14 protein-coding genes and 1 pseudogene are annotated in these 14,177 nt (G+C 61.6%); 8 read left to right on the forward strand and 7 right to left on the reverse strand.

Features of this window, described 5'->3' with window-relative positions; genetic code table 11:
- Positions 1-198: 198 nt before the first annotated feature.
- Positions 199-300: pseudogene (locus tag L3X40_RS22560) on the forward strand (recombinase family protein); the annotation flags it as partial.
- A gap of 15 nt (positions 301-315) precedes the next feature.
- On the opposite strand, the gene L3X40_RS18600 reads toward L3X40_RS22560, so the two are convergent.
- The 4 genes from L3X40_RS18600 to L3X40_RS18615 form a co-directional block, all read right to left on the reverse strand.
- A complete protein-coding gene (locus tag L3X40_RS18600; protein WP_021316108.1) occupies positions 316-750 on the reverse strand; it encodes a cell division protein ZapB in 435 nt (144 codons plus the stop codon).
- Between the two features lie 77 nt (positions 751-827).
- The gene (locus L3X40_RS18605; protein WP_044663677.1) at positions 828-1,928 is read right to left on the reverse strand and encodes a replication initiation protein; all 1,101 of its coding nucleotides are present in this window, start codon (positions 1,926-1,928) and stop codon (positions 828-830) included.
- Positions 1,929-2,423: 495 nt separating this feature from the next.
- Positions 2,424-3,986 (reverse strand): type IV secretory system conjugative DNA transfer family protein, encoded by a 1,563-nt coding sequence (locus tag L3X40_RS18610; protein WP_021316106.1) that lies wholly within the window; start codon positions 3,984-3,986, stop codon positions 2,424-2,426.
- On the reverse strand, positions 3,983-4,291 hold the full coding sequence (locus tag L3X40_RS18615; RefSeq protein WP_022684617.1) for a hypothetical protein: 309 nt from the start codon (positions 4,289-4,291) through the stop codon (positions 3,983-3,985). Before L3X40_RS18615 ends, L3X40_RS18610 begins: the two co-directional genes overlap by 4 nt.
- Before the next feature lie 171 nt (positions 4,292-4,462).
- Between L3X40_RS18615 and mobQ the strand changes: the two genes are divergently transcribed.
- On the forward strand, positions 4,463-5,542 hold the full coding sequence (gene mobQ / locus L3X40_RS18620) for a MobQ family relaxase (RefSeq protein ID WP_021316104.1): 1,080 nt from the start codon (positions 4,463-4,465) through the stop codon (positions 5,540-5,542).
- Positions 5,539-6,051: a hypothetical protein gene (locus L3X40_RS18625; RefSeq protein WP_021316103.1), complete on the forward strand. Its 513-nt coding sequence runs from the start codon at positions 5,539-5,541 to the stop codon at positions 6,049-6,051. The genes mobQ and L3X40_RS18625 overlap by 4 nt, the downstream gene beginning before the upstream one ends.
- On the opposite strand, the gene L3X40_RS18630 is transcribed toward L3X40_RS18625, so the two are convergent.
- Complete coding sequence (locus tag L3X40_RS18630; protein WP_021316102.1) at positions 6,005-6,295, reverse strand: hypothetical protein; 291 nt, start codon at positions 6,293-6,295, stop codon at positions 6,005-6,007. The two genes, L3X40_RS18625 and L3X40_RS18630, sit on opposite strands and share 47 nt — an antisense overlap.
- A gap of 155 nt (positions 6,296-6,450) precedes the next feature.
- Here L3X40_RS18630 and L3X40_RS18635 point away from each other — a divergent pair, with 155 nt between their 5' ends.
- The 4 genes from L3X40_RS18635 to L3X40_RS18650 all read left to right on the forward strand — a co-directional run bounded on the left by L3X40_RS18635 (position 6,451) and on the right by L3X40_RS18650 (position 9,322).
- Positions 6,451-6,648, forward strand: a complete 198-nt coding sequence (locus L3X40_RS18635) for a ribbon-helix-helix domain-containing protein (protein ID WP_022684616.1) — start codon at positions 6,451-6,453, stop codon at positions 6,646-6,648.
- Between the two features lie 14 nt (positions 6,649-6,662).
- Positions 6,663-7,814, forward strand: coding sequence for a DNA cytosine methyltransferase (locus tag L3X40_RS18640; RefSeq protein WP_051132691.1), 1,152 nt, complete (start codon positions 6,663-6,665; stop codon positions 7,812-7,814).
- Positions 7,804-8,739 carry a NotI family restriction endonuclease gene (locus L3X40_RS18645; RefSeq protein ID WP_158230102.1) on the forward strand — a complete coding sequence of 312 codons (936 nt, stop codon included), beginning with the start codon at positions 7,804-7,806 and terminating at the stop codon, positions 8,737-8,739. The genes L3X40_RS18640 and L3X40_RS18645 overlap by 11 nt, the downstream gene beginning before the upstream one ends.
- Before the next feature lie 94 nt (positions 8,740-8,833).
- Positions 8,834-9,322 carry a recombinase family protein gene (locus L3X40_RS18650; protein WP_237366934.1) on the forward strand — a complete coding sequence of 163 codons (489 nt, stop codon included), beginning with the start codon at positions 8,834-8,836 and terminating at the stop codon, positions 9,320-9,322.
- Between the two features lie 4 nt (positions 9,323-9,326).
- Here L3X40_RS18650 and L3X40_RS18655 read toward each other — a convergent pair whose 3' ends face one another.
- Complete coding sequence (locus L3X40_RS18655) at positions 9,327-10,448, reverse strand: hypothetical protein (RefSeq protein ID WP_020817427.1); 1,122 nt, start codon at positions 10,446-10,448, stop codon at positions 9,327-9,329.
- The gene (locus L3X40_RS18660; RefSeq protein ID WP_066046204.1) at positions 10,445-11,086 is read right to left on the reverse strand and encodes a recombinase family protein; all 642 of its coding nucleotides are present in this window, start codon (positions 11,084-11,086) and stop codon (positions 10,445-10,447) included. The genes L3X40_RS18655 and L3X40_RS18660 overlap by 4 nt, the downstream gene beginning before the upstream one ends.
- Positions 11,087-11,215: 129 nt before the next feature.
- On the opposite strand from L3X40_RS18660, the gene L3X40_RS18665 reads away from it, so the two are divergent.
- Positions 11,216-14,173, forward strand: a complete 2,958-nt coding sequence (locus L3X40_RS18665) for a Tn3 family transposase (RefSeq protein ID WP_237366935.1) — start codon at positions 11,216-11,218, stop codon at positions 14,171-14,173.
- Positions 14,174-14,177: the final 4 nt, after the last annotated feature.

Below are 14,177 nucleotides of genomic sequence, written 5' to 3' on the forward strand. Positions count from 1 at the left end.
GCGAGCCTGGTAGATCGCCATGTTCAATCTTTGTTCTTCAACATGGCCAAAATCGCAGCTTCGGGCCGACTGGGCCTCACTGGCGACTATCTGTGGAGCGAGATGGACAAGCCCCGCGAGCGGTTCAGGCCGCTCCGCCTCCATCGGAACGGTCGGGATGCTTAGCGTACGTTTTCGAACATTCTCTCACCGGCCCCCTCCGAGGCACTGGAGAGACTGGCTGCTGGTGATACGCAGCGCACCGTCGCGGCGCTGTTTGACGTCAGTCAGGCAACGATATCGCGGCTCGTCGGACGATAGCGAGCTGCGCGCAGATCAATCATCTGCCTTGCCGAACAACCGACCAAAAAAGCCGCGCTTGGATTCCGCAGGCTCCGGGCCGGTCAGCAATCCTATCACCCGCGCCTGCGCCTCTCGCCGCTCATCCTCTGATTTGTCGAGCCTCTGCCGTAGATCGGCAACTACGCTATCGCGGTCCTGCAACTGTTCACGCAACAGTTCAATCTCACGTTGCAACCCCCCTGAATTTATTGGGGTTTCGCTGTTTCCAGAAGGGGTTTCGGAGCGGGACTCGGCAACCGTTTCTTTCTGTTTCGGGGGGAACACCCGGAATAGTTCGGAAGTGTCTATGAGGTAGCCGTTATCGGTCTTCTCAGCATAGCTAAGACGACCAGATTTAAGAGCTTTTGAGACGGTCCCCTTGCTGACCCCGGCCAGTTCGGCCCCTTTCGTCATCGAGACGGTTGCCATGCTTTATTCCCCCGTTTCCAACCGGGAACGTATCCCTGTTTCTATAGGGTATCGTGAAACCCAAAGAGCGACAACCACTAGGGTTTACTCCATTTTTCCGCGCAACCCCTTACCCAAGTCGTCCAGTCTTCACGCAGAGCATCGCCTCGGAGCTGACGCCGCTTGTCGGCTCGCACTCGCGCATATTGATCCGCCAATCGCTGAACCGCGTGTCCTCCACCATAGGTGACGCCGATCGCATGCAACTCGACCGCGCCAAATTCCGTCACCTGATCGTCGGCAGGCCAGCGTAAAACATCGGACACACCCAGATTTGCAGCGGTCGCTGCGATGATCGCACTGGGGTCCATTATCGTCTCTGCCGTCCCATCTCGACGGGCGCGGCGACCGGCGCGATGTCGCTCGTTTTCTTCTTCGGCGGCAACCGCTGCGATTGGTGGTTTGCGGCGGAAGGTTATTGCGACCTCGATGACCTTGCGGCCCCGCCTTTTTGCAACGTCCCACGCCACGGAGAATTGTGGGACAAGCTGATTGATTTCGGCCGTCGCGGCATCGAGGACGAAACGCCGTAAGTCAGCGAACGAGCTATAAGCCCCCTCTGGAACGCCCAGCTTGGCGCGCAGGGTTTCCACATCGCCGCGCCAGATCGGCACGTCTCGTCGGTAGAGCAAGGCTCCGAGCTGGTATAGTTCGAGCGCATATTTGCTGTCGAAGGCCAGCACCGTTGCCCGATGCAGGAGGGCGTAGGCTTCGCTGTCTTTCAGAAGGTCGCGCGCACGCCGGGTGAAACGGTAGATCAACCACCCCTGCTCCCCTCCCTCAAACGTCTCTTCGATCATCTGGAAGGTGCGCCGCCCGTGGTCGCCGTCCACCTTGTCGGGCATTGCGAAGAAGATGCCCATCAGCTCGTCAATCGTCTCGGTAAGGCGATCGTTGGAATTGTGGGAGCCGCGCAACATGCGCTTGGCGATTCTGTGTTCCTGGTCGCGCCAGGCATCGCCAGCGGCCTGGTGCATCATCAAGGCAAAGACCTTGCGCGCTGACAGGCTCAGGGAAACCCCCCTCGCATAGCGGACTTCCACCAGTTCGCGCGGCTGCACTATCGTGTCGGAACCGCGTTCCTTCTCGATCCGTGCCACTTCCATCGTGCGGCCAGTTGTGTCGGCTGTCCCGTCCATAATCGGACATTCGGGCGAGGGGCGGGCAAGGTCAAGGTATTATGAGATGAGAGACAAATTGCTCTCATCTCACGCACCCCATTTCTCATGATACCCCCACCCCAAAACTCACAATAGGGCACCCCATTTCTCATGATGCTCCACCCCATTCCTCATGAAAGTCCGGAATATGCCTTTATATTCAATGTGTTTGACACCCCCTGAATCATAGAATCCCAGAATCTAGAATCAACGCGGGCGCGCGAAGAGAATGCCGCTCTAAAGGACGAGGAATATGGAATTGGCCTTTCGGCCAATGCGCCTTTGATGTGCGACGGCTTCGCCGTCACAAGGCGGCCTACCGGCCGCAGGCTTCCCAGGGGAGAAGCACGGCGAAGTCAGGTGCGCCATCGCCCTGTTAGTCCCTGTGGAGGGCACAGAGACGGTTAGGAGGAACCGCCGAAGGGTATGCGCTGCGGGGGGGCTATCGTGCGGATCGCGTCTCCTAGGGCCGTCTCAGGCAGGATCAGCCAGCCCCGCGAACTCGCGCTGATCGTAATATCGGATTTTCTGGACCCGGAGGGGGTCTTTGCCCTGGATCATCAGCAGCTGTTCGTCCGGCCCCATGCGCATGATTTCGTCGGGGTTCATGAGGTTGCGGGCGCTGACCTGGGTGCTGGTCGAGCGGGTATGCTTACTACGCTCAAAAATGCTGCCATGGGTCTCGGAGTAGCCCGCCGTGCGAAATTCGAGGGTTTCCTGTCCCATCGACTTGGACAGCAGTTCGGCGGTCGCATGGTCGTTCACCCCGAACGCCTGCAACACCCCGGCATTCGACAGGAAGGTGCCTGCACGCTCGCCATAGAGGGCGCGCAACTGGTGCATGTCCTGCAAGATCGGCCAGAGCTGCAACCCGTATCCGGCCATCAGGCCCATCGCCCGCTCGACGGGTTCGAGTCTGCCTAGGGCAGCAAACTCATCGAGCAGGAACAGGACGGGCCGCGCCGGTTTGACCGGCGAACGCGCCATGTCGGTGAGCGCCTGGGCGACCAGCAGGCGCAGCCAGCGGGAATAGGCATCGAGCCGGTCAGGGGGCAGGCACAGAAACACCGTGGAAACCCCCTCCTTCAACCCTGCAAAAGTGAAGTCGGAGGCCGAAGTGCTGGCGACGATGCGGGGGCTATCGAGAAAATGGGTATGGCGCTGGGCCGAGGACAACACCCCTGCGGCCTCGCGGTCGGACTTACCGAGGTGGCGATTGCCGGCGCGGGCGATGAGGCCGCCGGCGCCGCGGCTGTCCTGCATCAGGACGAGCAGATCGGCAAAGTCCTTGGGGGCGAGCGTGAGATAGTCGCGCACCGTCGCCAGGGTGCGATGCTCGCGATCCTCGTGGACCACGGCATAGAGGATCAGGCCCGCAATCAGCGCCTTGGCTTCCTCGTTCCAATGGGCCTCGCCGCCTTGCCCTGCGGAATCGTGGACTAGGGCATCGGCCAGCGTCATGGCGTCCTCGGCCAGATCGAGGCTTTCCGGGTCGAGCCGGTCGAGCGGATTATAGCGGGCGGCGGGTTGCCCGGAGACGCCGAAGGGATCGAGGCACCACACCTTGCCCTTGGTGGCGCGGGTGCGAGCAGTGACGCGGGCGTTCTCGCCCTTGGGGTCGATGCAGATCACCGAGCGGTCGATGATCAGCAGGTTGGGAATGATGGTGCCCACACCCTTGCCGCTGCGCGTGGGGGCCATGGTCAGGAGATGGGCGGGGCCGTCATAGCGCAGCAGCTTGCCGGTCCTGAAGGATCGACCAATCAGAAGATCGCCCTTGTTGCTCGCGAGGGCGCGCACGTCATCGATTCCACCGAAGGCGGCCGAGCCGAGCAGCGCGTTGCGGCGGCCCTTGAAGGCAAACTTCCAGACCAGGACGAGGAAGACGACGAGCGCGACCCAGGCAATGGTGCTGGCGATCGCGGTCGGTAGCACCTTTTCGAGCAGCCAGGACGTGCCGAGCAGGACAGCCAGGCTACCGACGACAGCTAGACAGCAGCCACCGTTATTGTCTTCCCCGACGATCGGCCCGCTCATTGTTCCTCCCGTCCACGTTCGAGGTTCTTCAGGCGAGCGAGCAGCGGCTGCAAAAGGGCATGATCGCGCTCGCGGGTCAGGAACATCGGCAGTTCGCGTTGCAGGAGCGGGGCGAGCTGGCGACCCGTGGGCGTATCCTCGTCTATGTGGTGAAGGATAAACGCGCCCAGCATGATGCGCTCGCGGGTTTCAGCCTTGCGGCGTTCAGCGGAAAGCCGTGCCTCAAGAGCCTTTCGTCGCTCGCGTAGTTTGCGCTCGTCTTCGCGCATTTTCTCAAGGCGTTCTTCAACGGGCGTGCGCGCCATAGCGGTCCTCCTTGTCAGTTCGCTATAGCAAGAGGATCGCAACAAGGCTACCTTAGCGAAGATAAGGGCACGCTTATACATCGCTGCGCGATGTGCGTGGTCCTCGTGGGGGCTTTGCCCCCGCCGGACGGCTTCCCCCTTAAGTGAAGGAAGTTAGAAGGCGCGCGGTCCGTGGCGATCTACCATTGCTCTGTCAAAGTCATCTCGCGGGCCAGCGGGCGCAGCGCGGTCGCTGCCGCCGCCTACCGGTCAGGCGAGCGGCTGACCGACGAGCGCCTGGGCAAATGCCACGACTACACGCGCAAGTCGGACATCGAGCATCGGGAGATCATGGCCCCCGATCGCACGCCGGACTGGATGCTCGATCGCTCGCGCCTGTGGAACGGCGTCGAGGCGGTCGAGAAGCGCAAGGACGCCCAGCTGGCCCGCGAGGTCGAAATCTCCCTTCCACGTGAATTGGGCGCGGAAGATCGGCGGGCACTGGTCGAGGGATATGTGCGCGAGCATTTCGTGTCGCAGGGGATGATTGCGGACGTGTCGCTGCATCGGGGCCATTCGGCCGACGGGCAGGAGCAGCCGCACGCGCATGTCATGCTGACGATGCGCGACCTGACCGGCGAAGGGTTCGGCAAGAAGAACCGCGATTGGAACGCCAGCGAACGGCTTGAGGGGTGGCGGGCGGCATGGGCGGACCATGCCAACCAGGCGCTGGAACGGGCGGGGTGCGATGAGCGCATCGATCATCGGTCGCTCAAGGATCAGCGCGAGGCTGCCCGCGATCGGGGAGACGCGGAAAGGGAAAGCGACCTCGACCGCGAGCCGATGGGCAAGGTGCCGCTGGCGGCGGTGGCGATGGAGCGCAAGGGCACGTCCACCGAGCGCGGGGACGAACAACGGGCGGTGCGGGCACGCAATCAGGAGCGGCGCGAGCTGACCCAGCAGCTGCGCGAAATCAGCGCCAGGATCGCGGAGACAATGCGCAACCTGGGCGACAAGGCCAAGGGCATGGCGCAGGGCCTACGTGATCGCCTGGGCGCGGCATGGGGCCGTCAGGACCAAGCCGCCGATCGCGGGGCGGCCGAGCGGATCGCGGAGGCGACCGCACAGCGTGGCGAACGCGATCGGGATGGGCCGGAGCCAGGCAGCGCGGCCGAGCGCATTGCGGGGCGGCTCGACAAGATCGGGAAGCACGATCCGCTAGAACGCGAGCGGCGGCGCGATCGTGAGCAGGACAGGGACATAGAGCGATGAGCGAGGATGACGGCGACGATCCGGTAATGGCGCTGCTGGCGACCCAGCGCGCGGTGCTGGCGGCGGTCGAGAATCTGGCCGCCCAAGTCGAAGCCATGCAGGGGCAGCTCGGCGTCATGGCCGAGGCGATCGACCGGTTGACCGGCGACCAGGCCAGCGCGGCCCCGAAGGGCGCGCCAGTGTCGCTTGGCGCGCGATTCCGCATTGCGACAGGCCCGGAGGCCGACGCCGATCCTGAATTACAGAATGCATACCGGCATTATCGCCTCGCCAAGCATCTGGCAGAGACTTTGAATAGAAACGATCCTGCTGTCATTGCCGCTGATGTGGCGCGGGCACATGATTGGATCGCGGATCAGCTCGACAAGGGCCGGGTGTTCGATCCGCTGAAAAGCCGGGATGAGGGCGGGGTGTCCAAGGTCGTGGTCGAACCGATCCACGAGGAAATGCTGGGGAAACGGATCAGGGTCGAGCGGAAGCAGGAGCGGGAGCGGGAGCGGTCGAGGTAGATCCTTTGCCGTAAAGGCTCAGGATGATTTGCGGCACCAGCGAGGGCGGCACGCCTTCTTCCATGAACATCGCCAGCATGGCGTGCTCCTCGATGGTCAGGTCCATGCCCTCGATCGCCAGATTGGCGCACGCCTCGGCGTTGGCCTCGCGCCATTGTTCCATTTCGGCAGCGGTGCCGCGTACATAGTCCATAGCACGCACCTGGGCGCGGAGCGCGGGAAGGTCGATCGGTATGATGGTCATAGCGACGACATTTGTATCAGATTTACCTCCAGAAAGCATTGCATTTGCAGGCTTTTTATGAGAACAAAAAGAGAACAAACTTGAAATTGACTAAGCGTTGAACCGGAGGCATAGAGATGCAAGGTGCTGCACTTTGCGGCAAAGTGAGGCAACTTATGCCGTCGAAAAACCGGATCACCGTTAATCTGTCCGAAGATGAATATGCCGCTTTCGATCGGCTTGCGGCTCGGTCGAAGGTGTCGAAGGCATGGCTTGGCCGTCATGCGATCAGCTCGTTGATCGAGCGTACTGATGGGGATGAGCAGCAACTGCCGCTTCCCCTGACAGGATTGAAGCGTAGGGGGAGCCGATGAAATCGCGCCATAACATGACCGTCATCGATCTTTTCTGCGGAGCCGGTGGCCTTTCCGAGGGGTTTCGGCAAGCGGGTTTCCACGTCTTAGCGGGACAGGATTATGACGACCGGGCAGGCGAGACATTTTCCGCGACCCACCCAGAAGCCAAGTTCATTGGCGGGCCGATCCAAGACGTTACAGCACAGCAGCTCTTAAAGGCTGCTGGCGTCAAGAAGGGTGAAATCGACGTGATCGTCGGTGGTCCTCCGTGCCAGGGCTATTCGGTTTATAATCACCAGCGAGGCGTCAATGACCCACGCGCAGGCTTGTTTCGCGAGTATCTTCGGATCGTGAAGGGCATTCAGCCGCGTTGGATCGTGATGGAGAACGTAACCGGCATCACGTCGATCGGCGGGGGCGGCATCGTGCATGAGATATTCGAGGGTATGAAAAGCCTCGGCTATCGCGTCGATATGAAGGTACTCCGCGCCGAAGAATATGGGGTGCCCCAAGAGCGCAGGCGCGTGTTTTTCATTGCCACGCGCACCGATGCGCCAATCTTGTTCCCCGAACAAACACATGGCCCAGGCTTGTTGCCCTTCGTGACAGTTTGGGATGCTATTTCCGATCTTCCTAAGTTGGAAAACGGCGATCGTGCAGGGCCGCGACCATACGGAAAACGGCCTCAAAACAGCTATCAGGCTTTGTTGAGAGGGGACTGCACTATCGTGCAGAACCATTCCGCATCTAAGCTATCGCGGATCAACCAGGAGCGGATGCGACATATTCCCGCTGGGGGATCATGGCGGGACATACCGATCGACCTGTTGCCCGCAGGCATGAAGTTGGCCAAGCGTAGCGATCATACCAAGCGATATGGTCGACCCAAAAAAACAGACCTGTCATGCACAGTATTGACCAAGTGCGATGTGCATTGGGGGGCCTATATTCACCCCGTCCAAGATCGTTCGTTCACGGTTCGCGAGGCAGCAAGGCTACAATCATTCCCTGATTTCTTCACGTTCAAGGGTAACAGCACAGAGCAATATGTGCAGGTCGGTAATGCGGTCCCGCCTCTACTCGGGAAGTGCGTTGCCGAAGCACTACTTCTTGCGGATACGGCAGGGATGGCCTCTAAGCAGGTGAAAGCCAGCCTGCGTGAGGAACTCCCGATTGCCGTTTGAACCTGAGTCGATTGTTGGAGAGGTATTAGGTCGGCGGGCGGCAAAGGGTGTCGATCCTGCTGCCGCCGATTTCGAGTGCCCGTACATTCAGTCGCGATGCCCCAAGCGCAGCACACAACTCCCCAGCGAGCCTTATCCCGTGTGCAGTCTTTGGAAGCCTGCACCCCGGAAATCGACCCAAGGGCCAGAGTTGATTTTCGTCTGTCCGAAGCGATTCTACGCTGTCGATTTTCTGACAGAGGTCATCGAACATTGCTGGCCGGGTGAGAAGCCTACTGATCCGCAGATCGCCCGCGAAGTCAAAATGGAGGGCTTCGGGAATGTCGATTTCGTTATCGCAGACGTCAAGAGTGATAAGGAAATCGACCAATTCCTGTCGGTAGAGCTTCAGGCCATTGATATTACTGGATCTGTTTTTCCTGCTTATCAGGCTTTGCGAGCTGGAGAAGATCTAGAGAAAAAGCCGACATACGGATTCAATTGGGACAACGTATACAAGCGTTATATTACCCAACTCATCCGAAAAGGCTATTTCCATCACCATTGGAAATCGAAAATCGTCGCGGTTATTCCTGAGCAAGTATATCAATATATACTAGGCCGCGCGGCATTTATGAAAACTAGCGATGTTAAGAATGACCCGCAGGTCAATATCATATTTATGACTTATCGCTTAGAAGCCGATGCGGATAGGCCAGGTGAGTTTAAGCCTGTGCTTGTTAATGTAGAAGGCACAAGCCACACAAACTTGCAAAATGCCATCATGTATAAAGACCCGCCCCAGAGATCGGCCTTTACGGCACAGATTAAGAGTTCTCTGGTTCGCGGTGCTGTAAGGTTGGCTGATCTAATTGCAGCGGGCGAGGTTTCCGAGATGGAAGATCATGAGGACGAAGGGCCGGACCCAGGAGACCTGATTCAGTAGGGTTGATCCGAAAGTTACAAGTTTTGCATCAGATTGAAACCCACAGGAATCCGGCCTCTTTCCTGATGCAAAAATCTGATGCACCATTTTGGCTATGATCTACGGCTATGCGCGCGTCTCAACCACCGGCCAGGACTTGGCCCAGCAGATCGCCCAGCTCACCGATGCTGGGTGCGTGAAAATCTACCGCGAGAAGATTAGCGGAGCGAATGCCGAGCGTCCCCAGCTCAAGCGCGCGATCGGCGCACTAGATGATGGCGACGTGCTGATGGTGACGGCAACAGACCGCCTTGCCCGCAACACCCGCGATCTGTTGAATATCCTCCATGCAGTGAAGGAGGCCGGGGCTGGCTTCCGATCATTGGCCGAGCCGATGGTTGATACGACTTCCCAATTTGCAGAGGTAATAATCGCGGTGTTGGGGATCGCAGCCAGTTGGGAGCGGGAGCGCATCACCGAGCGCACCGCCGCAGGGCGTGTCCAGGCAAGAGCGCGTGGTGTCAAATTCGGTCGCAAGGCGGCTCTCACCCCTCACCAGCAGTCCGAGGGGTCCGGTGAGAGAATGTTCGAAAACGTACGCTAAGGGATCAGAGCGATTGCAGGGTGTGGAGCAGTTGGTATGAGGCCCGTTTGATTGCGCCATCGTAGCGGCCGAACGCGAACGCTGTCGCTTTCGCCTGTCTTTGGATCATGTCGGGATGCCGTTCGAAGGCTCGATCTACTGCAGCAAGCACATCGTCAGCACCTGATGCGACCTCTCCCAGATGCCAACCAGCGTACCTTGGATCGTCCTGCCAGTTAGCGCCATGCGCATTCACGAAAGCGACGGGCCGCGGCTTAGCGAGGAATTCGTAAAGCTGGCTCGACATGTCGCCCAGATAGATGTCGGCGGCCCGCGCATAGCTCATGTCGAACAGCTTGGGAGAATCCAGATCGACCGCGATGTGCTCTGGCACGGCAAGTTCCAGCCACCGCGCTCGCGCGATCGGATCGAGGTTTTCGAACGCGCGGACATGAGGGGCGAAGACCAAGTTGTACCGCTCCTGTTGGCGGAAACGGGCGATGACATCGCGAGCGATCCCGATCGAGGACAGCGCAGGATCAAAATGAGGGTTGTAGAAGACGGTCGGGCGATCGTTGTCGAACAATCGCGGTCCGGTGGGCAAGGCCTGCAAATAGTCGATCTTTATATAGCCCACGGCCGAAAGCCGCTTACGGCTGAGGCCTTGCGCGACGGCACGCTCGATGTCTTTCTGTCCGGGAACGAAGATGGCATCGAAGGCTCTCTGCTTGGCTTCGGAGGATGGTGCACGGTCGCCAGCGCCGTGGCGGAAATGTACCAGCGGACGCTTCCATCCGAGCCATCGCAACGCCGCAGAGGTGCGCTCGGGAACGATGATGGCCTGGGTCTTGCGGGCCTGCCATCGGATCCGCGCCAGCAGGGGCCCCTTCGCCGCCGAGCGGCTGCCCGTTATGCGCGCTGCAATCCTGCCCGCCCAAGGCCAGGCGATCTGCGTCACGGTCATCGTGCTGGCTCTCATCGCCGCAGCCACTGCGCGCAAGGCGGCGGCGGTGCGGTCGTCGGCGCAGATGCAGCGGACCGTGATATCCGGATGGCTCAGGCTAAGTTCTGCGGCGACCGGCGCGAGATGCAGGACCTGATGCTCCCCTCCGATGAATACGAACGTGAGATTGTTCAAATTCGTCATGCCTTGATCGATGGGCGCGCTTTTCGAGCGAGAAGCTTCTGTCCGTCCGTCCTGATCTCTCCGTTCGGCGTAACATGCCGGTAGAGCGTCTGACGCGTGATGCCCAGCTCGGCGCACAGCTCGGCGACCTTGGTTTCGGGTTTGCCCATAGCCGCCTGGGCAAGCCGCAGTTTGGCGGGCGTCATCTTGAACGGGCGACCGCCATGTCGGCCGCGCGCACGTGCCGATTCCAGACCGGCGCGGGTGCGCTCGACGATCAACTCGCGCTCAAACTCGGCGAGGCCGGCAAAAATCGCAAAGATCAACCGACCGTTGGCGGTGGTGGTGTCGATCGACGCGCCTTCGCCGGCCAGCACCTTGAGGCCGATGCCACGCTTGGTCAGGTCGCCGACTGTGTTAACGAGGTGGCGCAGGTCGCGACCGAGGCGGTCGAGCTTCCATATGACCAGCGTGTCATCACGGCGCAGTGCCTTCAGGCAGGCATCCAGCCCCGGCCGCTTGTCGAGCCGGCCCGACGCGGCATCCTCATAGATATGCTCGGGATCGACGCCGGCCGCGACCAGCGCGTCGTGCTGAAGGTCGTGAACCTGGCTGCCATCCGCCTTGGACACTCGCGCGTAACCGAGCTGCGTTGTCACATATACGTCCGTCTGCGTGACGGAGCGGCATTGCCCGTCGATCAATCTGCATAATGTCACATAACCCGTCTCCTCGTCTATGCTCCATGAACAGGGCCACATCCCTGTTGCGTGACAAACAGGAAGCCGATGCCGTCCAGAACAATATTATCGCCTGCGCAGCGCGCTGTGATCTTCGATCCGCCTTCTGACAGCGCGACGATCGAGCGGCTCTTCACTCTCGGCCCCGATGACCTCGCGCAGGTAGCGCGTCGTCGGCGCAGAGCGAACCGGCTCGGCTATGCCGTGCAGCTCTGCTACCTGCGTCATCCGGGGCGTGCGCTGCTGCCGAGTGAAGCAGTGCCCGCCCTCATGCTGTCGCTGCTCGCCGACCAGATCGGTTGCCGGATCGACGACTTCGCCGACTATTCTGCCCGTGCGACGACGCTGCGCGAGCATCGCGCCGAGATCGAAGCGTATCTTGGTCTGCGCGCCTTTGACCGGATCGACGTACGATCGACGCTGGCACTGGGATCAGAGATCGCCACCTCGACCGATCGGGGCGAGGCGATCGTCGCCGGCATGGTCAATCGCCTGCGGCTCGACCGGATTGTTCTGCCTGCGGCATCGACGCTGGAACGGCTCGCCCTCATCGTGCGGGCCCATGCACGCAAGGCCGCCCATGCCGGACTGATCCGCGATTGCTCGGCCGATCAGGAAGCGGCACTCGAACGCCTGATCGCATCCGATGACAATGGTCGCACCCGTCTGGGATGGCTACGCGAATGGCCGGAAGCGCCATCGGCGTCGAACCTGAAGGGGATCGTCGAACGGCTCGACGCGGTGCGCGGCATCGGGATCGCAACCGATCGGGCACGACGTATCCATGCCGCCCGCTATGCCGTCATCGCCCGGACCGCCGGCATCGTCACTGCGCAACACCTCCGGCGTCTCGAACGCCCGCGCCGACTCGCGATGCTGGTCGCCTCCATGATCGAGATGGAGGCGGCGCTGACCGATGCCGCCTTGGTCATGGTCGAGAAGATGGTGGGGGCGCTGTTCCGCCGCGCCGACCGTACCCGGTCCGACCGGCTGCTCGGGCAGGCACGGATGCTGAAAGACACGGCGCGCTTTCATGTCCGGCTCGGCCGCTTGCTGGTCGATGCACGCGCGAGCGGACGCGACGCCTTTCGCACGATCGATGACCGGGTGGGCTGGGATCAGCTCGAACGCAGCATCCGCTTCGCCGAGGATCTGACGCGTGCGGCCGATGACGGTCTGGAGGAAGTGGTCGAACGCTACCCTGCCGTGCGGCGGTTCGCCCCGACCTTCCTCGCCGCCTTCACCTTCCGGACCGCGAGATCGGGCGATCCGCTGCTCGGCGCGATCGAGGCGCTGCGAACGATGTACCGCGACGGCCGATCGGTCCTGCCGAAGCGTGTGCCGACCAGCTTCATCAAGCCACGCTGGCACAAGGTCGTGCAGCCGGCCGAAGGGACAATCGACCGCCGCGCCTATGAGATCGCGGTGATCGTCCACCTGCGCGAACGGCTCGGATCAGGCAGCATCTGGGTAGATGGCAGCCGCGCCTATCGCACGCTGGACGATTACCTGCTGCCGGTGCCCGCCTTTGAGACGATGCGCACCGATAGCGATCTGCGCCTCGCCGTGCCGTCCCGTTTTTCTCAATGGTATGAGGAACGGCGCGCGATGCTGACCCAGCGCATGACCGAGGTGGAGCGCGCAGCCGCGGCCGGCGAACTGGTCGACGTAACGATCGAGCGCGGGCAGTTGTTGATCTCGCCGATCCGGCGATCTCCGTCCGACGATGCCGAGGCGCTGAAGGCCCGGCTCTACGCGATGCTGCCGCGTGTCCGCATTACGGACCTGCTGGTTGAGGTCGCCGCGTGGTCGGGCTTTGCCGACCGTTTCGTTCATGCCCGCAGTGGCGAGCCGGCCTCTGACCAGTCCGCGCTGATGGGGTCGATCCTCGCCGATGCGACCAATCTCGGCCTCGGGCGCATGGCGGAAAGCTCGCGTGGGCTGACATTGTCACGCCTGCGCTGGACTGCGGAATGGCATGTGCGCGATGAAACGTACCTGTCGGCGCTGGCGGCGATCGTAGACTGCCACACCGCGCATCCGCTCGCCCAGGTCTGGGGACCGGGCGACACATCGTCCTCGGACGGGCAGTTCTTCCGCGCCGGCGGTCAGGGCGAGGCGCGCGCCGATCGCAACGCCCGCTACGGCAGCGAACCCGGCGTGCTGTTCTACACCCACGTCACCGACCGCTTCACGCCGTTCCATACCAAGGTCATAGCCGCCAATGCTGGCGAGGCCGCGCATGTCCTCGACGGCCTGCTCGATCATGAGAGTGAACTGGTGATCCGCGAACATGCGACCGATACCGCCGGGGCGGTCGATCATGTCTTCGGCTTGTGCCATCTGCTCGGCTTCCGCTTCGCACCGCGTATTCGCGACCTCAACGAACGCCGCCTGTATAGCCTGTCGTCGCTCGATCCTTGGCCGACGCTGCGCCAACTTGTCGCGGGCCCGGTCAACGTTCGCGCGATCGAAGAGGATTGGGACGAGACGCTGCGGCTCGCCGCCTCGATCCGCGCCGGCACCGTCAGTGCCTCGGTCATGCTGCGCAAGCTGGCGGGTTTCCCGCGTCAAAACCCCGTCGCCCGCGCGCTGCGTGAGATCGGGCGGATTGAGCGCACACTGTTCATGCTCGACTGGTTCGACGATCCCGAACAGCGGCGTCGCACCGGCAGCATCCTCAACAAGGGTGAGGCCCGCAACGCGCTCGCCCGCGCCATCTTCTTCAACCGCCTCGGCGAACTGCGCGACCGCACCTTCGAGAACCAGCGCCATCGTGCCTCTGGCCTGACCCTGCTCACCGCGGCCGTCACGCTCTGGAACACCGTCTATCTCGACCGCGCCGTCCGGCATTTGCGCGCCAGCGGTGTCGAGGTGCTGGACGAACTGCTTGCCCATGTCGCGCCATTGGGCTGGGAGCATATCGGCCTCACTGGCCCAGTCGGCCCGAAGCTGCGATTTTGGTCATCTTGGAGAACACGTCGGGAACGGGCTGGTTGTTGTTGACGAT

This window comes from Rhizorhapis sp. SPR117, assembly GCF_021742065.1.